This window comes from Gephyromycinifex aptenodytis, from assembly GCF_012277275.1.
GTDB classification, from domain to species: Bacteria; Actinomycetota; Actinomycetes; order Actinomycetales; family Dermatophilaceae; genus Gephyromycinifex; species Gephyromycinifex aptenodytis.
Map to the genome: position 1 here is coordinate 2,991,326 of NZ_CP051155.1, position 21,238 is coordinate 3,012,563.

Here is a 21,238-nt window from a genome sequence, read left to right on the forward strand (position 1 = left end):
TACAACATCGTCTGGCGCCGGGGCTCCGTTACAGCTGACTTGGACGAATGTTGTAGACAGTCGTCTTGCGTTGCCAAAGACCAGGTCGCAGCGTTACTGTCGCCGCCGAATGTGTCAGGCGTCACAGTAATGCGGTGCTGGGTCCGGGTCAGTCCGAGCCGAAGAGGTCGCGGGTGTAGATCTTGTCGGCCACGTCGTCCAGCTCGGGGCTGCGCCGGTTGGCGATGATGACATCGGAGCGCGACTTGAACTCCTCCAGGTCACGGACCACCTCGGAGCGGAAGAACTCATCGGCTTCCAGCGCGGGCTCGTAGACGATCACCGGGATGCCCTTGGCCTTGATCCGCTTCATGATCCCTTGGATGGATGAGGAGCGGAAGTTGTCCGAACCGGTCTTCATCGTCAACCGGTAGATGCCGACGACCTCTGGTTTGCGCTCCACCACGTCGGCGGCGATGTAGTCCTTGCGGGTGGTGTTGGACTCCACGATGGCCTTGATCAGGGTTTGCGGCACCGTGTCGTAGTTGGCCAGCAGTTGCTTGGTGTCCTTGGGCAGGCAGTAGCCGCCGTAGCCGAAGCTCGGGTTGTTGTAGTGGCTGCCGATGCGCGGGTCCAAGCCGACGCCTTCGATGATCTGGCGGGTGTCCAGGCCGTGCCGGGCTGCGTAGGTGTCGAGCTCGTTGAAGTACGCCACGCGCATCGCCAGGTAGGTGTTGGCGAACAGCTTGATCGCCTCCGCCTCGGTGGTGCCGGTCAGTACCACGGGGGTGTGCGGGTCGAGACTGCCCGCCTTGAGCAGGTCGGCGAACTGTTGCGCCTGCTGGGCGTCTTGCGGGCCGCCGGAGCCGACGACGATCCGGGAGGGGTGCAGGTTGTCGTACAGGGCGCGACCCTCACGCAGGAACTCGGGAGAGAACAGGATGCGCTGCTCGGGGTGCTTCTCTCGGGTGCTGGCGGTGTAGCCGACCGGGATCGTCGACTTGATGACCACGGTGGCGTTGGGGGCGATTCGGGCCACGGTGCTCAGTACCGAGTCGACGCTGCTGGTGTCGAAGAAGTTGAGTTCGGCGTCGTAGTTGGTCGGGGTGGCAATGATGACGAAGTCGGCGTCGCGGTAGCCCTCTTCGGGTTCGGTGGTGGCACGCAGCGACAGGGTGCGGTGCTCCAGGTATTCCTCGATATCGGGGTCAGCGATCGGCGAGCGACGCTCGTTGATGGCGGTGGCCCGGTCCGGGTCCACATCTACAGCGACAACCTCATGTTCTTGCGCGAGGATGACGGCGTTGGCGAGTCCGACATAGCCCAGTCCAGCGACGGCGATCTTCATAAAGTCCACTCTAGTTCCGCAGGCCGGAAGGATTGAAATGCGCCCCTTCGGCCCGCCGCCGCAGCCCTCTCGCGGCGCTTTCGGTGATCGGATTAGTTAGGCTCGCAACGAGTTTCGGCCAGCAGTGGCCCTTATCGGAGGTGTCGGTGCGACGCGCGCAGAGCTGGTGGATCGCGTTGGCGGGCGTGTTGTCGACTGTGGTCATCGCGCTGACCTGGCAGCGAGCCGGTTACGGGCTGGACCGCACCGATGAGGGCCTCTACCTGCTGCTCATGGCCGACCCGAGTTCGGATCGGGCGACCACGTTTTTGGCCGGTTATCTGCTGCACCCGGCCTATCTGGGGCTGGGCGGCGACATCGTCGCGCTGCGCCGCCTCGCGATGATCCTGTGTTGCGTGCTGGTGGCCGTGCTTGTCGCCGTTGTGGATTGGCGCTTGGCCGGCACCGGGCTGTCGCGACAGGAGGCGACGCGGCGGTCCCGACTGTGGCACGCGGCTGCGATGGGGGTGGCTGCCTGCGGTGCCGGGGTGCTTGCGCTCACCCTGTTCCCGATGACCCCCAGCTACAACACAGTCGCGTTCTGGGGCGGGCTGCTCACCCTGACCGGGCTCGCGCTCGCGGTGCCGCTGGGCGCCAGCGCCAAAGGCGAGCCGCGCCAACTGGACGGCTGGCTGCTGGTCGGCATCGGTGGCGGGGTCGCGTTCCTGGGTAAACCGACCGCTGCGGCGGCGCTCGCCCTGCTGGCCGGGTTCGCGCTGCTGTTGAGCGCCGGCGACCGGCTGCGGGCGTTGCTGGCGGCCGGGTTGGGGGTGGCGCTGAGCGCGGCCGGGCTACTCGCTCTCAGCGGCGTCTCGCCGCTGCTGTTGGCGCGCACCGTGGGGCAGGGCGTGCGCTCGGCGCGGCTACTGGGCGGGCATGAGCACCTGCTGCGGCTCGACCCGCTGATGCCGAACGCGGCGGGGCAGGCCGTGCTGGGCCAGGCCGCTCCGGTGGCGTTGCAGGTGTGCCTGCTGATGGCGGCGACGGCGCTGGCCGGTGTGGCCTGGCGCTGGAAGCGGATGGGGCGTCCCCGCGGTGTGGTGGCCGTGTGCCTGATCCTGGCCCCGGCGGCGGTGGTGTTCGGCACCAATGTCAACTACTGGACTTCGATGGGACGCCTGTCGGGGTTCTGGATCGCGGCTCTACTCCTGGCGGTGCCACCGCCGCGTCGCGCGGCGGCGGTGGCTGCCGCGATGGGGGTGGTGGCCCTGATCGTGCTCACCAGCGGTGAGTACAGCTACCGCTATCCCTCCCGGGGAACTGAAGCCGTGCTGACGACGGCGACCCGCGGCGGCGCCCGCGTCGAACTAGAACCGCAGGACGCCGCCGCCACCGAGGCGCTATTGGCAGCCGGGGCCCGGCACGGGTTGGCCGGAGCGCCGATGCTGGACACCACCGGTGCCTCGCCGGGTTACATCTATGCGCTCGGAGGGAAACCGCTCGGCAGTGCTTGGCTGATCGGCGGGTACCCCGGCAGCGCAGAGGCTGCCGGGTACGCGCTGTCGTTGGAGAGCTGCCAGCGTTTGGGCCAGGCCCGGATTCTCTACGCTCCGGACAGTCCCCGCCGCATCGCGGCGATCTGGGATCAGCTCGGCGTGCAGCCAAGCGATTACCGGCACCTTTTCAGTTTCCGCCACGTTCTGGGCTATCAGGTGCAGGTGCTCGCTCCGGCGGGCGAGGCGATCAGCCCTCGGTCGTGTGCGCGCGCTTCAGCACCCGGCGCAGCGCCTCGATGATCTCCTCGATCTGCTCGGCGGTGATCGTCAACGGCGGCGCCAGCCGCAGCGTCGAGCCGTGGGTGTCCTTGGCGAGCACACCCTCTTCGGCCAGCATTAGGCAGGCTTCGCGTCCGGTCATCAGCGTGGGGTCGATGTCGATGCCGGCCCACAGGCCGCGGCAGCGCACGGCGAGCACGCCCTGCCCGATGAGGGTGTTGAGGCCTTCGCTGAGCTGCTGACCGCGCTCGCGAGCCATCTGCTGGTACTCGCCGGTGGCCAGCATGTCCACCACGGTGTGCCCGATCGCGGCTGCCAGCGGGTTACCGCCGAAGGTCGAGCCGTGGGTGCCCTTGGTGATGACGTTCATGATGTCGGCGTTGGCGACCACTGCCGAGACGGGCATGATGCCGCCGCCGAGGGCCTTGCCCAGGGTGTACATGTCGGGAACGACGCCTTCGACGTCGCACGCGAAGGTGGTGCCGGTGCGGCCCAGACCCGACTGGATCTCGTCGGCGATCATCAGCACGTTGCGCTCGGTGCACAGCTCGCGCAGGCCGGGCAGGAAGCCCTCCGGCGGAATGATCACGCCGCCCTCGCCCTGGATCGGTTCGACGAGCACCGCGACGGTCTCATCGGTCATGGCCTCACATACCGCGTCCAGGTCGCCGTAGGTGACGATGTCGAAGCCGGGGGTGTAGGGGCCGAACCCGCTGCGGGCGGTCTCATCGGTGGAGAAGGAGATGACCGTGGTGGTGCGGCCGTGGAAGTTGCCGTCCATGACGATGATGCGTGCTTGACCGTCGGGGACGCCCTTGACGTCATAGCCCCACTTGCGGGCGATCTTGACGGCCGTCTCGACGGCTTCGGCGCCGGTGTTCATCGGCAGCACGACCTCTTTACCGGCCAGCTTGGCCAGCGCTTCGCAGAAGGGGCCGAGCTGGTCGTTGTAGAACGCCCGCGAAACGAGCGTCACCCGGTCGAGCTGCGCCTTGGCGGCTTCGATCAGTTTGGGGTGGCAGTGCCCGAAGTTGAGCGCGGAATATCCGGCCAGCGCGTCGATGTAGGTGCGCCCGGCCACGTCAGTGACGTGCGCGCCCTCACTCTGCGCCACAACTACCGGCAGCGGCGAGTAGTTGTGCGCTGTAGCAGCGTTCTCTTGGTCGATGAAGTCTTGGGGGTCAGCGGTGGCCAGATCGGCACGGATGGTCGTCATGGGCACACCATAAGGGGGATCGGTGATGCATTTCACCGTCGCTCAAGCCCCCGAGATCCTTCAACCGCGCTACTACCGGCAACGGCGGGCTCGGCCTGAGGCCCGGGTCCGAAGCCGTTCGGTGCAAGGGCGCAGGTCGGGCCCGGTAGCGGTCAAAGGGCAGGGCCACAGGGTCATCGGGACGTGGACGCTGTGCGGCTTCGGCGCAAGAGCTGGCTGGCGGTGGTCACCGAGTGATGCTGGACACGAGTGACGCGCCTCACCCCCAGGACGGGGCACCGTTCGCCCAGCCCGAGTTCCGCGCCGAGATGGCGCCGGTGGGCCGGCGCAGACACGGCCCCGCACGACTGCGCCGAGAAAGGGTGAGGCCGGGACGCCTGTGCGCCTGATCGGCCCGCTCTAGTGACCCGGTCCGGGTGATGCCGCGCACTATCAGACTGGCTTCTCAGCCCGCACCTGCTGCGGCGTCGGCCCCCGGGCCCGCCGAACGGAGTCGCATCGGCCACAGCCTGCGGGTATCGGCCTGAGCGGGAACACTGCCACCGCCGGCGACAGTCGCGTGCACCCGCTCGTCTGCGCCGCGCCCTGTCTGGGCCTTTGGTCGAAGGTCCGCTCGGCGAGGCTGATTCGCCGTTCAGGCCAGCGGGCCGCTCGACCGTCTCGGAGTATCGTGGCGCACGTTCCTCAGGGTTCGTGATCGGCCGCTTTGCCTGCGCTGGTCACGTCGGTGAGTGGGGGGCGGGCTCACGCGGTGGGCGCCGACGGTTCTACAGGCGGAGCTTCATGAGTGTTCACGGGCAGATCGGCAGCCGGTACGTCGTCGAGGCGGTTTTAGGGCGGGGTTCGTTCGGGCAGGTGTGGGCGGGCCGCGACCGCGACGGCGCCGAGTGGGCGATCAAGGTGCTGCGTGAGGACCTGGCCACCGACCATGCCGTCGTGGAACGGTTCGTCAAGGAACGCGCCGTGTTGGCCTCGGTGCGCCACCCCAACGTGGTGGGCGTGCACGACCTGGTCGTCGAGGGCGACACGTTGGCGATCGTCATGGACTTGATCGAGGGTTCGCAGTTGCGTGCGGTGCTGCGCTCGCGCGGGACGTTGGCGCCAGCCGAGGTCGCCGCCTGGGGTTCGCAACTGGCGGCGGCGTTGGGGGCGGCGCACGCAATCGGGGTGGTGCACCGCGACGTCAAACCGGAGAACGTCATCATCGACGCCTACACCGGGCAGGCAATGCTGATGGACTTCGGAATTGCCCGCCTGCTCGATGGGGCCGCCCGCTGCACGATGATGGTCGGCACCCCGCAGTACGTGGCCCCTGAGGTGGCGTTGGGCGGCAGCGGCGACGCTTCCTGTGACCTGTACGCCCTCGGCGTCATGATGTATGAGATGTGTTGCGGGATAACCCCGTTCGCGGGTCGTTCGACGATGGCGGCGCTGCAGGCGCACGCCTACGAGCTGCCTGCCCGCCCGCCGGGCATCCCAGAGCCGTTATGGGACATCATCGTTTCCCTGTTGGCCAAGTCCCCGCAGCGCCGGCCCAGCTCGGCCGCGGCGCTCTCGAAACGGTTGGCCCACATCGCCGAGCAGGTGCAGGACGAACCTGCCGCGGTGCAGTTGTTGACTCCCTTCCCGGTGGCCCGGCAGGTGGGGCCACCGACGCAGCCGACCTCCCCGGGGGTTTGCAGCGGGCAGGACGCGCCTGCGGCCGGGGTTGCCGCGCCTGGGGCGCCTACGCCTGGGACGGCGGGGTTTGTGGCGGCGGGGCTCGCCGCCTCCCACACCGACTACCCGCATACACGTCGCCCGCACCCCGGGCAGGCTCACGTCTGGGTCGGTGACAGCGCGGCTTCGGTGCCCGAGGACCCTTGGGGTGAGGTGTCTTCTGCTCGGCTGTCCAAGGGCGTATTGGCTGCGGTGGGCGGGTTGGTGGTGTGTACCGGGTTGGCGTTGACGTACATCCTGGGCGGCGGCGGCGACTCGGCCACGGCGGAGGAACCGGCCCCCGCACCGGCGTCGTCGCAGGCGAGGGTGCCCGCCGGTGGCGCGCAGCCGTCGGGGGCGGCGGCACAGCCGGGACCGCAGCCGGGCGCGGGCCCGGCGCAGCCTCCTGGTGGGGCGGCGCTGCCGTCACCGGATTCGCGGCCCACCGTGATCGTCGGTCCGGACGGCCGGGTGCGTCCCCCCTCCGGTCTCATCCCGCCCGCCCCGGGTTCGGCAACGCCGGGGCAGCGCATGGGCAGGTAACTGGCCCGGCAGCTGGCGGCGGCATGCGCCCCGGTGTGGAGATTGGCAGCCTGGCGGGTGCAGGCCCGACCGGTGCTACGACAACCACGGGCGGCCAGAGCGCAGGAACCCCCGGCGACGTTGTCGGTTCCTCCGCGGCTGAGCCGTCGCGGGTGCCGAGTGCGCCGAGTGACGCGAGCGCGCCCGCCTCCACCCCCAGCGACGCGCCGCAGCGGCCCAGCCATACCCCGGTCCCGCCAACGCCCCGCCCCACGGCGACCTCGACGACTTCGGCTACCTCGTCCGCTGCCCCAGCCAGTCCAATCACCCCAGCCTCCGGCGGCGCCGGGGGTGACGGCGGCACCACCAGCAGCACGACAGTCACTCGCAGCGCCAGCACGGGCGCGAACGCGCGCCCGCTGACCGGAGGCGCGTTTTGAGCCGGCGGGAATATTGCGGGCCCAAAGGCGGAGGGAGACGCGCGTCAGCAGAACAGTGCAGGGTGCAGGGCCGCTGTTTTGGCACTGTCGGCGGAGAAACTATGAGTAGGGAATTGCGGCGCTGATCCTGCGGGGGACACCTGTCCGCGTGTCGGCTGACCCGTCCAGCACAGGCGGCCGGCGTACCCGTTCATGTACGACGCCGAGCCGTATCTGCGCATCGCTACCGTCCGTGACCGAGGTGACGATCCGAATCCGGCGGGTTCGGACCGTGGGACATCCAACGAGCCGATAGCACGCTTTGGCAGGTGAGCTGGGTGCGGTTTGCTTCCTGTCGCCTTGCGGCCCGCCGTTGGTGGCTTTGTCGACGACGGCACGTCAGCCCGTCACCCGAAGCCGCGCTCGGGAGCGGGGGCGCGGGTTCGGTTCTTGGTGTGGGTGTCTTGGCGCCGGAAGCACGCCTGAATGGAGGGGCTGTGGCGCTGGGTAGCCCCGCCGTCGACCCGGATGCGTGCACCATAAGAGCTGCGAACAGTTCGTGTTAGGCGCTGTGCGCCGTGAGGTCACTGTCGATGCTCCAGATCTCTGCGCGAATACCGCTGCGTGCCTGGTAGGTGAGCCGCTCAGTGAGAATGCATAGGTCCCCGGCGCCCACACCCCGGGTGGCGTTGTCCACATAGCCCGATCCGGTGTCAGCGCCTGCGAGCAACAGTTTCAGGAAGTCGGCGTCCCAGGGCACGTCGTGGAGTAGCCAAGGTGCCTTGCCCTGTTGGACGAGTTGCATAATTTTGACGAAGGTGTCGGCGGTAGCCCGGCGAAGCCGCCCGTCGGACAAGTGGGCGATGTGATTGCCGGTCTCAATCACCGACGTGATCGGCAGAATAAACTGCCACCCCTCGGCCAACCGGACTTTGAGTTCCGTCTTGATTTCTGCCGATGATTGATCCATGCCCGGGACCGGTATCAGGTTGCACAGGACACTGGTGTCGATGAAGGCGATCGGGCTCATCAGGCGATCCCGAGAAGGCGTTCGAATTCGCTGGTGTCCACGCTGGGCTCAGTTGCGTCCGTCAAATGCCCGCCCGTGATGGCATTTCCCAGGGTGTTTTGGGCAAGGGCTGCGGCGTAGCCGGGCAGGTCAGTTAGCCGCGTCAGTGTGCTGTAGCCGGTGTCGGGCTCCCGGTGGCAGACGACCACGCTCTCGTTCAAGTTCCCCTCGGCTGCGTCAAGGAGCGCTGGGCTGTGGGTGGTTATGAGCACGCCGGTGCGAGGATGCTGGGCGCTTTCGCGCACCAGGTCGAGAACGCGACGGGCCTGGGAGGGGTGAAGCCCGTTCTCCAGTTCTTCGAGCACCACAAGAACCCCCCCGCGTACGTTGTCGTCCTGGGAAGAGAGCCCGCCTACATTTGTTTTGTCGTCGATGTCTAATCCGTGTTCGGCGCTGAGCAGAGCCGTCGCGACGGCCATGAATCTGAGGATGCCGTCGCTCATCTCCCGGGCCGGGGTGCGTTCCCCCTGGCTTGTGAGTCCGCGCACCTCGTTCAGCGCGACCATTACGTCTTCGAGATCGGAGCGCACAAAGGTGACCCCTTCGACGCGGTCGTCGGCGATATTGCGAAGGAGCTCGACTACGCGTTGGAAAGCATCAGGGTCATCCTCCTTCAGGTTGTAGAGAGCTGCGGACAGGTTCTGTCCGGTGCGGCGTAGGTCGGTGTCGCGGGCGGGTACGAAATCGCGCATAAGGTGTGGAACAGGGTCGAGATGAAAAACGCCCCGAAGCGCGGCAGAGACAGCTTCAGCCCCTCGCAGCACCGAGCCCTCGGCGCTGTTCTTGCCTGCGATAGCGAGGTGTATCTGCGAGAGTGCCAGTCGGTTGTCACGTAGCGTGGTGCTGGGTTTCGGGCCCCGCTTGCCGTTATGGATCTCTACGTTGATTCCGGGCGATCTGTCGCTGGCAAGCGTGGAATGAAATAGCACGCCTTGGCTGCTCTTTCCGCTCTTCACCTTGACGGCAGGTCCTTCTAGGCGCTCCTCCACGACACGGACCTCCGGTGCAACGGCGATGCGCACGGTGTAGACGTATTCGTCCTCATCAAGGACTACGGTGCAACCGAGTGCGAACGCATCCTCGCCGTGGGGTGGGCACCCAGCCGACCCGCCGCGGATAGCCCCGCTCTCGCGTTTGCGGCCGTCCAGGGCATCGCCGATGTCCTCGCCGCTGGCCAACCGTGCCAACACCTCGAGACCGTCGAGAGCATTGGATTTACCACTCGAATTGCGCCCGGTGAGGATGGTTGCCCCACTCAGCGGGAGCGTTGCGCCGCGGAAAGACTTGAAGGCATCGAGACGCAGTTCGGTCAGTCGTGCCACAGACATGAGTTCCTCCTAGTGAAGCGGTGGCCGCGAGGCAAGGCCGATTCAGCTGGACGCCTGTTGATCGTTCGTTGAGGTTGGCGACCACGATGCGGAACAGATGCCGGGTGAAGCAGCGGAGCCTAGGCACGCTTTCGGGTACTTCGTCTGGTTGCTGAAAGCCTCATCCCAAGAGTGGCACAGCTGGGCCCTTGAACGGGGCTCGGTAGGCCGCCCTTTAGGTCAGCGCCTCCCGTTGGATCATGCAGAGCTGACGCGGCGGTGAACCTCCCGCCTCCGAACAAGTGCATGTCCGGGCTTGCTGGAGGCCCACGGTTTCGGGCGCGGTGGTCGGTGTGGCCTTGATCCAGGTAGCGAGGGTGCGGCACGGGTCCTGTTAGGTCTTCCCATCGCGACCATTTCAGGACGATTGGCCAGGGAAGGACGAAAGGGACTTCTTTGCGGCGTTGTCCGCGCGTGACCCGACTGGGCGCGGCCATGCTTCCTTGTCCGCCCAGGTGCGGCGGGTTGTCACCGGTGGGTGGGGTAGCCGGTGATGACGGTGAATCTCACCTAGTTCGGTCGGGGGTGCTGGAGTAGGCCGAACTTGCGGGCGCGGGCCCGCGCAGCGACGTGGGTGTCCGCGCAGAGGGGGCTTCGGGGCAAGGGGCGGACCTTGCGCGCGCAACGCAGTAGCGGGGGGCGTGGTGGGGGCCGCTCGGACGGCGCGGGGATGCGAATCAGTGCCGCTGCACGCAGTGAGCGGGGTGGACGTACGTCCTGAACAATTGTCGTAATTCCGTGGGTACATCGAAGCGGTGTAACTAGGACGCTCGTCCTATGGTCAATTCTTGTCTAGGTTTTCAGCCCGCGGGCCGGGCGGCAAATTCGGTCAATGGGGGCTTTTTTGACGGCGCGGGGTGGGGTGGCTGGGGTGTTGGAGGGGGGGAGGGTGGCCCCCGGCCGCGACGTTGTGGTGTTCGACGGCTGTCAGGCGCTCGCCGCCACCCCGGTTGGACGGTCGCCCTAAAAGGCCTGTTCAGCGCGCTGAATGCGGTTGAAGGGGGCCTAAGTAGCCCTCGCCGGTACAGATTTCGGGGAGGTTTGAATGTGATGTCCGTCACGTCTGTAGCGCTCAGGTTCCGGTCAGTTGTGCCGACCGCGCGCACGTTTGGAGTAATACGGAAAGCGCCGGTCAGGTTTCATGACAAGAAACTGGGTGTAACCCTGAGACCGTTTGAGCGATGTACAGGTTGGTGTAATCATCAAAGGGGCGGGCAGCCACCGATGGTGGTCTGGGGGACAGAACCCCTGGGGGGCTTGCTTCATCACCCGAGTAGGACCAACAGCACGATGCCTTCAGGAGGCCACAGTGAGTGCAGCCAAGCTGCGTAAGTTCGGGCGTGGAACCGCGATTGCCGCGTCTACCGCCCTTGTCATGACGTCGTTCGGCCCCGCGGCCTTCGCCTCGTGGGACGACGCCCCGCAGACCACCGCGATCGAGAACCTCCGCACCAACGGAACGATCGGGATCGTCGACACCGCCGTCGAAACGGACAACCAGGGCGCGAAGCTGGTCAAGGCGGGCCAGAAGGGCCAGGCCATTGCTGACCTTCGCATGGTGCTCCCGAACAGCTTCAAGCCCGGCGACGCCGTTGACCTGCGCCTGCTTGACCGTTCCGCCACCGAGGTGTCGGACCAGCGCAGCAACTCCACCGCTGAGACCCTCGTGGGCTTCTCCGGCCTGGAAGGCGTCACGGTCGAGATCAGCAAGGCTATGGACAGCTCGACCGAGGTCAGTCTTAACACTGACGCGGAGGGCACCGGTAGCCCGCTGAGCATCAGCAACACCGAGAAGGGTATGCAGCCGTGGGCCCCGGGCGCCGTCACTCAGGCGACCCCGTTGGGTGCGACCGCGCCGAGCGCGGCTCCCGAGGTTGAGATGGCGTTGTCGCAGGCCAAGGGCCAGCACGGCAACGACAATCTGCGTTTGACCACGAAGAACACTTCGGCTGGCGACCCGAGCGCTAAGTGGGTCGTCACTGTTAAGGGCCTGAAGGTTGACTTGGGTGAGCAGGTGACGCCGGGTGACCTGCGCGTCGTCCCGTTCGCGGTCAACGCTGAGGGCAAGGCGTCGCCGTGGTTCTACGGCAACGACAAGCTCGACACGAAGGGCACGAACGACACCAAGGACGACGTGCGTGAGATCGGCATCTACACCGTGCCGGCTTTCGTCTCCCCCGTCACAGTGACCTCCGCCAGCACCAACATCACCGCTGACAAGTCGACGCAGTCGATTGGTGACGTCACCATCAAGGAGACGCAGAGCTACTCGCTGCGCAACGGCATCTACACCCTTGACTTCAGCGACAGCACCTCCGACGTGACGATCAAGTCGGTGGCGAAGGACATCACGGCTGAGATCGCCGGCGGTGGTACGGGTGAGACGGTGAGCAACATTGCTGTCGCCAACAATGGCAAGTCCATCACCTTCACCCTGTCCGGTGCTAGCGACGCCACGGTCGGCACGATCACCCTGAAGGGGATTATGGTCTCGGCCAGCCGCTCCGGCACCATGGCGATGACCCTCAAGGGTGGCTCCATCGACACGGGTGCAGCCTCATGGCTGGCGTCGTACGCGGGCTTGTCCACCGCCAAGTATGAGAAGGCGGGGGTCTACGAGGCGAGCGCCCTCACCTCGTGGAACAGCGTCCTCGGTCAGCCCGGTGCGCCTGGCGAACAACGCAGTCTGACCGGCGCCTCTGCCATGAACGTCGATCAGACGGCGGTGCAGGCTAACGACCGCCAAAGCACCCCGCCCGTTACTATGGCCGGGGCGAATGCCGACTCATCGACCTCGGACCTTCATGACCTCACACTCCGTGCGGTGAGCGACACCCAGGTCAGAGGCTACGACACAAGCGGCAACTTGTTTGTCACGCTGAACAAAGACGCGGCCGGTCCGTGGGTGGCCACGTGGGCTGCCCCGAGCAACGACCCGTCTTCATCAGCCACCGAAGCTTACACGTTCGGTAATGTGAAAAACGGTACGGTTTTCGTGACGGACAACCAAGCTAGTGTTACAAGCACGGCTCACGCGCCCTCGACACTGTTCATGGAACAGTTGCCCATCAGCACCGACAATGCCGCAGTCGGCGTTCTGCCGACTGGCACGTACAGGGTTTCTGAGGATGGCAACAGCATCAGCAACGGCGCTGTCGTCCTCACCCGCCAGGCGGGCACGGACCTGTTCAAGGTCACGCAGGACAACGGCGTGACCAACCTGCTCAACGATGTTTACCACGTGGTGAACGCGACGGCGGGTGCGCGGTTCCTGGTTGACAACGGGGTTGTCGACACCATCTACGACAACCCGACGAACTTCCGCTACGGCGGGGGCCAACTCCCGGCGGGCACGTACACCGTGGCTGACGATGGCAATGGTGCTTACAACATCAGTCGCGTTGGTGTTACGGGGGCGGTCTTCGCTAACGTAAGCCCTGCGACAGACGCGACACCATCCCAGGCGCTTATCGACGTGAGCGCGACCGATGACGTGACCGCTGACTCGCGGTTCCAGTTCGCTAACCTGGCGAATGGCCTGCGAATTGTCATTTCCACGGACACCGCGTCGATCACGGACCGGGGTGTGAACCAGGAAGACATCGTGGCGCCGGCGAACGAGTTCGCGGTGCAGGGGACTGCGGGTGCGGGCCTTGCTGCGATCGGTGGTAACAACCGGTTCGAGACGGCCCGCAAGATCGCTAAGGCGTTCAGCGAGTACGGCGAGCACGCGATCATCACCTCGGGCGTGAACTACCCCGACGCGCTGAGCTCCGGTTACCTGTCGCAGCGGATGGACGCCCCGATCCTGCTGACCGACGCGATCGGCCAGAAGGTACCTGAGGACACCCTTGAGTCGCTGCGTGAGCGCGGCGTCCGTAAGGTGTTCATCGTTGGTGGCCCCGCTGCTGTGAGCCCGCAGGTCGAGGCCACCCTGAAGGCCACGCCTGCCTACACGTGGGACGACGCAGCCAAGGCGATGAAGCCGCGTGGCAGCAACCTCGAGGTCATTCGTATCGCAGGTAAGTCCCGGTACGAGACGAACTACCTCGTCAACGCCTACGCTGCCGCGCAGTCCGCAACGCAGTCCACGGTCGGGCAGGTTTCCCCCGGCTACGGCCAGCCGTTGAAGACTGCGGCGATGATCGCTCGCGGCGACAAGTTCGCTGACGCGCTCGCCGCCAACATCCTCACCGCAGGCCGCAACGTCGGCCGGGTCGAGACCAAGGGCACCGAAGCCGTCGTCGAATTCGAGCGCAACTTCTCGGACGCCGACCAGGCGATTAGCCGGACGGACTTGCAGAAGTTCAAGCAGCCCGGCGAGTTCCAGGTCACTGGATCAGCTGGCAGCCAGGATCTGCAATGGAGGAACAGCACCGGCGCCTGGGTCACGATTGCAACGAACACCGGCACGAGCCAGCGGACGTTCACCGGGAATGGAACTGTGCTCCCCGCGGGTGAGACGATCACCTTCGGCAAGGACCCGAACGGAACAACCCTCACCTTCGCGTTGATGGTGAAGCCGGGCAAGCCGGGCAACTACACCATTGGTACGGACCCGACGGTGCGTGCGGCGAACGCCCTACCGGTGATCCTGACCCCGGGTAGCGAGCTCGTGTCTGAGGCTCACCGTCAGCTTGAGGACCTGCACATTGAGCACACCCTGCTCATTGGTAGCTCCAACGCGCTGAGCGACAAGGTCGAGGCGAGCATCAAGGCCACGAAGAACGCTGGTGGCGTCGACTCCGGCATCACCACCCACCGGCTGGGCGGCGACGACCGGTACGAGACCGCCAAGCTCGTCAACGAGTACGCGATGGCTCCGGTCTCAGCTACCAAGGCCGGCGAAGTGCCTGGTTTGGGATTCGACGGTGGCCTGGTCTACAACGACCAGGGCGAGCGCGACATCGAAGCTGGCGCACTGCACACCGTCTACCTCGCCAACGGCGGCGTCAGCCTGCGCAACGGCAAGGAAGGCTGGGACGACAAGAAGTTCGCCGACGCCCTGGTCGCCGGGCCGTGGATCAGCAAGGACCGCGACGCGATGGCACTCACCGGTGTCGTCTCCACGCCGGACAACACCACCGCGTTCTACACCGAGAATGCGCCGGCACTGGACAACGCGGTTGGTCTCGGCCTCGGTGACGCCGTCTCCACTGCAGTCATCAAGTTCGCCAACCAGATGGTCTCCGTTAAGTGAGACCCATCAATCGCCGATGATGCCTCGCGCATCTAAGTGAGCAGCGGGCCGGAACCCCTCGGGTTCCGGCCCGCTGTGCTGTTGATGGCGGTGAAGTCTACCGCGGCCGCCCGCGACGAACGGCCATACGTGGCCCACGTTCACGCAGTCGGCGTCACTGTGGCGAGCGCCCCGGGCCGTGGACGGTGATGCTGAACTCGCCAGGCTCAACCAACCGCCGAGTTGCGCAAGCGTGCTGATCGGCAACGTGGCCAACACCGGTGGGGCTGTCGTGCAAGCACCTTCCTCGCCACCGGCTGCGACTTCCTAGACGTGCTGGCGGGCAATCCCGGCAGCGCATTCGGTGGATGCGCCGTAGGTGAGCACACACCTGCACTGTGACCGGTCTGGGGTGGTGGCAACCCCGACCTGAGGCAGCCGGCGCGCCCGCGGCGAACAAAGGGGGCATGCCCACCCGCCGGCCCGTCGGCAAACCTGGCCAGCACAGCCGCCGCGTCGTCGTGGCTGCCCGGGCCAACCGCGCCCACCCGAACCCGACCTGCAGCGACGTCTTGCTGCGCGATGCGAAACCGCCCAGCTCGCCCCCCCCGGGAAAGCACGGCCCCGTCGCGCTGCCGACAGGCACCACCCGCGTCCGGTGCGTGCCTGCCGCCAGCGAAGCGCAGCGACTTGACCCACCAGTAGTCGAATCAACATGTCGGACAGAGCAGCCCAAGTCGGTCGTTCGAGAGCGCTCAGTGCAGGTTCGGGACAGCCGATGAGCAAGGTAGCCCAGGACGGGCGCCCACTGCCATCACGGAGGATTTGTGACTGCCCTAACTCGAGGGCGCAGCGCTGCCACGCTCGCTCTCACCTGCGCCCTATCCGTCATGGGGCTCGCCCCACCGATGACTGCCTCAGCCAGCAATGAGCCGGTGCGCGAATCGGTCGACGTCACCTCGGTGACCACTGCCCAAACCCTTGGCCTGGGACGCGCCACCGTGCGCGGCGCCCTCGCCAAACCATCCCCCGGTCGGGTCTGGGGCGCCGACCGGATCGAAACCGCCGTGGCCGTCTCCCGGCTGGCGTTCGCCACCACCAAAGCCAAAACGGTCTACCTGGCGCGGATGGACAGCTTCGCCGACGCCCTCGCCGGTGGCGCCCTACCCGACGGTCCGGTGCTGCTCGTACCGACCACCGGCGCCGTCCCCGCGGCCGTCCTAGCCGAAATCACCCGGCTGGCGCCCGAGCGCGTCATCGCACTTGGGGGCAGGGCCGCCGTCTCTGACTCCGTACTGCGCAGCGCAGCTCAGAACCGTGCCACCGCACGACTGGCCGGAAAAGACCGCTACGAGACTGCGGCCCTGATCAGCCAGCGTGCGTTCCCCAAGGGCGCCGCACGGGTGTACCTCGCCACCTCCGCAGACACCTCCCCAGACGCAGTCGTCGGTGGTGTCCTCAGCGCCGGGCCGGTACTGCCCGTGCCGAGCACCGGCACCGTGCCCAACGCCATCCGCGCCGAAATCGTCCGCCTGGCACCGCCGGCGGTGTACGCCCTCGGCGGGACCAACGCCGTCTCGGACCAGGTGCTGCGCGCCGCCGTCAGTAACTCCACCCGTAAGGGCCTGGCCGCTGCCAACAAGGTCGAAACAAAGCGTCTCGCCGGCGCCAACCGCTACGAAACCGCCGCCGCCATCGCCCGGCACGCCTTCCCCAACGGCGCCACCACCGGCTACCTGGCGCGCGGTGATGTCTTCGCCGACGCCGTCGCCGGCGGCGCGCTCACCGACGGTCCCATCCTGCTCGTGCCCCCGGCCAGCGCAGACTCCCGCCAGATCCAGGCACTGGCCGCGCCAGCCGCCGAAGTACTGCGCGCCCTGAAGGTCACCTCCGTGGCCAGCCTGGGCGGGGAGAACGCTGTCAGTACCCCCATCGCCACTGCGATCCTGGCCCAGGTGCCCTCCATCACCGCCCCCGGACCGCTGGTGCAAGCCAGCGGGGAGCTGCCCAAACCACCCCCAGCAGCCGGCCCGAAACCGGCGCCCAGCGCCGAGCCGAGCCCCAGCGCCGAGCCGAGCCCGAGCCCCAAACCAAGTCCCAGTGCTGAGCCAGTACCAAGCACGGAACCGACCGCAAAGCCCGAACCAAGCCCACAGACTGCCCCCGAGACGACCGTGAGTCTGCCGAAGGCCGATTCTGGCGTCACCAACCTGCCGCAGCGCTACACCTACCCGTTGGCCGAAACCAGGACCAGCCGGTACTGCGACAAGGCCGTGAACATGCGCTGGCCCGTCGAGTTGCCAAACGGTTTCACGATCTCCTGCGTCACCGGCAACATTCCGGGCCAAGACCGCAACACTCTAGGTTTGACCAGTAGCCGGATCAGCTTCTTTACCCGCGAGGACGGCACTCGCTACAACGAGCGAGCTACCGGCACCATCGAGATCCGCAGCGACCTCTCCGATGCGCTCACCGAGGTCGTCATCGTGCACGAACTGGCGCACGCCTACTCCTACGCGCATCTGAGCTTCGCCCAGCGCGATGCTTTCGCCCAAGCGCTACCGACCCCGTACCGGGAGTTCAACGATCCTCGGGCCAGCTACGGGACTGCACCGGCAGAGGTGTGGGCCAACTCCCAAGGCACCTGCGCCGGCTACGCCCCGCCGGACAACCGCAACATCGTCGACTGCTCGACGCTGGCCGGATACATCCCGCAGTGGAAACCGACCAGCAACCTGCCTTACTGAGAGCCAGGCGAACACCACGCCAACTAGTTCGGCACGGCGCCGGGGACGATGCGTTCTGCTTCGACCCCGGCGCTTCTTGCCGACTTGGTAGGGAGCCGGCGACCCGCCGGAGTCCACCGGCAAGGAGAGCAATGCGCCTGCATCGAGATGTCAGCGCCGTCGCCACCGCAGCCGTTCTCGCGTTCGGGCTCAGCAGCCCCGCCCAGGCTCAGAGCCACGCACAACCCGCGCCCGGCGCCCGCACGAGCAGGCCCGTGCACGCCGATGCCGACCGGCAGCGCACGCTCAGCGCGGCCAACCCCGCGCAGCGGCGCGCGACCACCCGTTCGACGTCAGCCTTCGCCGCGCAGCAAGACACGCGCACGCCAGCCAGCGCCTTGCCGCACACCGGCACGCCGCCCTCTCCTGCAGGTCAGCGGCAGACCGTCAGGCACACACACGCCCGGGATGCCGCTGCAGGGACCGCCCGGAACACCGGGCGGCTGGCCGGTGCCGACCGGTTCGCCACCGCCGTAGCCATCTCCCGACGTGCCTTCCCCACCACCGCCGCCAGCGTCTACCTGGCCCGCGCCGACGACTTCGCCGACGCCCTCGCCGGTGGGGCGCTCACCGACGGTCCGGTCCTGCTCGCGCCCAGCACCGGAGCCGTGCCGCAGGTGGTGCTGGATGAGATCGCTCGCCTGCAACCACGCGAAGTCCTCGCCATCGGCGGGGCCGGGGCACTATCCGAAACGGTCCTCAACCAGGGCGCGCAGGGACGTCCCACCGCACGCCTGGCCGGCGCCGACCGGTTCGCCACGGCGGCCGCCATCTCCCGGCGCGCCTTCCCCGGTGGCGCCTCCCAGGTCTACCTCGCCGGGGCCTACGGCTCCCCGGACGCCCTCGTCGGGGGAGCGCTGCGCCAAGGGCCGGTGCTGCCGGTACTTTCCACCGGTGCCGTCCCGGGAGCCATCCGCGCCGAGATCGACCGGCTCGCCCCGGCCTCCGTACTCGCCCTCGGCGGACCGGCCGCGGTGTCGCAGAAAGTGCTCGTCGGGGCAGCCGACGGCCGCCCCACCGAACGCCTGGCCGGAGCCGACCGGTTCGCCACCGCCGCCCGCATCGCCCGACACGCCTTCCCCGGCGGGGCGAAAACCGCATACCTGGCCCGCAGCGACGTCTTCGCCGACGCGGTAGCCGGGGGAGTGCTGTCCGACGGGCCCATCCTGCTGGTGCCCCCACCCGCAACGGTCCGTGCGGACTTGCTCGCGGAAGCCGGCCGCGAAGCCGACGCGCTCGGCGTCGACGAGGTGATCGCGCTCGGCGGGGCCGCCGCCGTCACCGACGCCACTTTGAATGCGGTGAGCCAGGGTGCGACCGGGGACGCCCAAACCCACACCACCGCCCCCACCCCCAACCGGGCGCCGACCGAAGCCGCAACCGAACAGCCCTACTGCGACACCGCGATCCGCAAGGCGTGGCCGCTGAAACGCGACCCGCGCTACCGCATCTCCTGCGTCGATGAGGTGAGCCTTGACGGCGAACCGCAGAAGACGGTGTTCGGGCTGACCACCTCCACCGTGACACTGGCCACGGGCGAACTCATCGAGGGTCATATTCAGATCCGGCGCGGGCTACCCGCAGATCTCACCGACGCCGTCATCGTGCACGAACTGGCACACGCCTACTCCTACACCCGGCTCACCCTGGCCCAACGCACCTGGTTCGCCCAGCAACTCGGCCAACTGGACTTCGAGGCCGGGCGCTACGAGGACATGCCCTCCGAGATCTGGGCCAACACCCAAGGAACCTGCCTGGGCTACCCGGTACCGGCCACCACCACCGTCGCCTGCCAGATGATCGGCGCCACCGAGAAGCGGTAGCCGCGACCAGGCAGACCCGCGAGCGGGCAGACCGGCGCCAGGACAGACCCGCACCGCGTCGCTGCGCATGCGGTCGTGACGCTGGACCTGGCTGCTCTCCATCACTTGCCCGCTCAGCCGGTAGGCCGCAGCTGGGAGCGCGCAGGCGAGATTACTCAGGCGGACTCGTGCCTCTTCGCCCACGACGGCAACGGCATGATCCCCTCATCGGCCGCCCAGCGCGCGGTCTGCAGCGCCAGCGCCTCCCAGTCCTGGCCCGGAGTCATCACGCCGACCTCCATGTGGCAACCGAGGTTGGGCACCACCGCGTACAAGTGGTGCGGGTCGTTCTCGTTGCGTTTCGCAGCCGCGTTCAACATGAACCGGCACGGCGTGAGCAGCGCGGTCTTGATCGTCCCGATCGGCCCCGTACCCAGCGGCGTCAGCCCGGTGAAGTACTCCCGGCCCCGATACGGGCGGTGCCCCTGATAGAGCAGGCACGTCTCGTGGTCGAGGAACATGTGCCGGAAGGGGAACATGCACAGCCGGAACATGCGGTAGTCGGCGCGCAACGCACCGACCCGGGCCGCGAACGTGCTGGCCGTGCTGGCCACGTTGAGCCACTGACGCCCGGCGGCAGTGCGGGCCGGCGCGACCTTCCACTCCTGCGGGTATTGGTAACCCTCGGGCCACTCCCGCTCGGCGGCGAACCCGGGCGCCGAGGCGTACAACGCGAAATAGGCGACGTCGGGCATCTCCTGCGCGGCGGCCGCCAACGCCGACAAGGCGTCGGGGGTGTGCAGGTAGTCGTCCTCGCTGAAGTAGACGACGTCTTCATCCGGCCAGTTCGAATCGATCGCGAACCGCAACGCCGTCACGTAGCTGTTGCGCATGCCCTTGGGGCCGCCGGCGATGGGGTGCACGGTGCCGTAGCGATGCTGCATGCTCGTCCACGCCAGCGGCAGCGGCCCGTCATTGAGCCACACCGGAAAGATCCCGGCCTGCTCGGCGCTACGCGCGAACGAGGCGGCCGCCAACATCTTGCTGAACCACAACGGGCGAGACTTGTTGTTATCCCCTGCGTACGAGCGGTATACAGCGTGCAGAGCCACCATCGAAAACCCCTAAAACCCCCGGATCCGCGCCCCCTGGAGCGGATGTGCCCGAACCTGTCCCTAACAGGTCCGGGCACATCGTACTGCGCGCCGATGCAGGCAGCTGCTATCCGTCTCGGCGTCGATCCGGTTACGGGTTGTTTACATCTCTTCGTGGGTGTCGGGGTCCCCGCCGAACAACCGGCCGTCCGGCTTGCCCAACGCGGTGATCGCCGCCACCTCCTGCTCGGTGAGCTCGAAGGAGAAGACGTCCAGGTTGCTGCGCTGCCGCTGCGGCGTGGCCGACTTCGGCAACGGAAGAGCCCCCAACTGCAACTGCCAACGCAGAATCACCTGAGCCGGGCTCACCCCGTGCGCGGCAGCCGCATCGGCCACCGCAGCCTCCTCGAACGGGGCGTTGCGCTTACCCAACGGGCTCCAACTCTGGGTGCGGATTCCCAACTCGGCGTGCACGGCGCGCATCTGCTCCTGCGGGAAGTACGGGTGCAACTCGATCTGGTTGACCGCCGGCGTCACGCCGGTCTCGGCGATGATCTGGGCAAGGTGGGCTTGGGTGAAGTTGCTCACCCCGATGGAGCGCACCAGGCCCCGCTCGCGAACTTCCACCAGCGCCGCCCACGCCTGGGAGAACAGCCCCACGCTCGGGTTCGGCCAGTGGATGAGCACCAGGTCCAGGTAGTCGACCTGCATTGCGCGAAGCGAGGATTCCACCGAGGCGACCGCCTTATCGTGGGCGTGGTCGCGGCCGGGGATCTTCGTGGCCAACTGCACCTGCTCGCGCGGCAAACCGCTGCGGCGCAGCGCCTCCCCGACCTCAGCTTCGTTCTGGTAATTCACCGCCGAATCCAACAGCCGGTAACCGTTCTCCAGCGCGCTGGTCATCGCCTCCACACCCTCCTGCCCCCGCAGCGGGTAGGTGCCGAAGCCGACCTGAGGCAGGGTTCGTCCGTCATTGAGTTCATACCTGGGTGTGGTCATGGCGGC

11 protein-coding genes are annotated in these 21,238 nt (G+C 67.3%); 5 read left to right on the forward strand and 6 right to left on the reverse strand.

Annotated elements, in window-relative coordinates; all coding sequences use genetic code 11:
• Positions 1–148: 148 nt before the first annotated feature.
• Positions 149–1,327, reverse strand: a complete 1,179-nt coding sequence (locus tag G9V96_RS12925) for a nucleotide sugar dehydrogenase (protein WP_168583395.1) — start codon at positions 1,325–1,327, stop codon at positions 149–151.
• Between the two features lie 146 nt (positions 1,328–1,473).
• On the opposite strand from G9V96_RS12925, the gene G9V96_RS12930 reads away from it, so the two are divergent.
• Positions 1,474–3,102 carry a hypothetical protein gene (locus tag G9V96_RS12930; RefSeq protein WP_168583396.1) on the forward strand — a complete coding sequence of 543 codons (1,629 nt, stop codon included), beginning with the start codon at positions 1,474–1,476 and terminating at the stop codon, positions 3,100–3,102.
• On the opposite strand, the gene rocD is transcribed toward G9V96_RS12930, so the two are convergent.
• Positions 3,050–4,297, reverse strand: a complete 1,248-nt coding sequence (gene rocD, locus G9V96_RS12935) for an ornithine--oxo-acid transaminase (RefSeq protein WP_168583397.1) — start codon at positions 4,295–4,297, stop codon at positions 3,050–3,052. The two genes, G9V96_RS12930 and rocD, sit on opposite strands and share 53 nt — an antisense overlap.
• A gap of 783 nt (positions 4,298–5,080) precedes the next feature.
• Between rocD and G9V96_RS12940 the strand changes: the two genes are divergently transcribed.
• Positions 5,081–6,538, forward strand: coding sequence for a serine/threonine-protein kinase (locus tag G9V96_RS12940; RefSeq protein ID WP_168583398.1), 1,458 nt, complete (start codon positions 5,081–5,083; stop codon positions 6,536–6,538).
• Between the two features lie 960 nt (positions 6,539–7,498).
• Here the strand turns inward: G9V96_RS12940 and G9V96_RS12945 are convergent.
• The gene (locus G9V96_RS12945; protein WP_210424411.1) at positions 7,499–7,966 is read right to left on the reverse strand and encodes a hypothetical protein; all 468 of its coding nucleotides are present in this window, start codon (positions 7,964–7,966) and stop codon (positions 7,499–7,501) included.
• Entirely contained in the window at positions 7,966–9,333 is a 1,368-nt protein-coding gene (locus G9V96_RS12950; protein WP_168583399.1) for an AAA family ATPase, read from the reverse strand. The genes G9V96_RS12945 and G9V96_RS12950 overlap by 1 nt, the downstream gene beginning before the upstream one ends.
• A gap of 1,348 nt (positions 9,334–10,681) precedes the next feature.
• Here G9V96_RS12950 and G9V96_RS12955 point away from each other — a divergent pair.
• From G9V96_RS12955 to G9V96_RS15270, 3 genes are all read left to right on the forward strand, one after another.
• Entirely contained in the window at positions 10,682–14,572 is a 3,891-nt protein-coding gene (locus G9V96_RS12955) for a cell wall-binding repeat-containing protein (protein ID WP_168583400.1), read from the forward strand.
• Between the two features lie 806 nt (positions 14,573–15,378).
• Positions 15,379–17,298, forward strand: a complete 1,920-nt coding sequence (locus G9V96_RS12960) for a cell wall-binding repeat-containing protein (RefSeq protein WP_168583401.1) — start codon at positions 15,379–15,381, stop codon at positions 17,296–17,298.
• Positions 17,299–17,429: 131 nt separating this feature from the next.
• A complete protein-coding gene (locus G9V96_RS15270; protein WP_168583402.1) occupies positions 17,430–19,160 on the forward strand; it encodes a cell wall-binding repeat-containing protein in 1,731 nt (576 codons plus the stop codon).
• 155 nt (positions 19,161–19,315) lie between these two features.
• Here G9V96_RS15270 and G9V96_RS12970 read toward each other — a convergent pair whose 3' ends face one another.
• Both G9V96_RS12970 and G9V96_RS12975 read right to left on the reverse strand, forming a co-directional pair.
• Positions 19,316–20,254 (reverse strand): hypothetical protein, encoded by a 939-nt coding sequence (locus G9V96_RS12970; RefSeq protein ID WP_168583403.1) that lies wholly within the window; start codon positions 20,252–20,254, stop codon positions 19,316–19,318.
• A gap of 141 nt (positions 20,255–20,395) precedes the next feature.
• A complete protein-coding gene (locus G9V96_RS12975; protein ID WP_168583404.1) occupies positions 20,396–21,232 on the reverse strand; it encodes an aldo/keto reductase in 837 nt (278 codons plus the stop codon).
• Between the last annotated feature and the right edge of the window lie 6 nt (positions 21,233–21,238).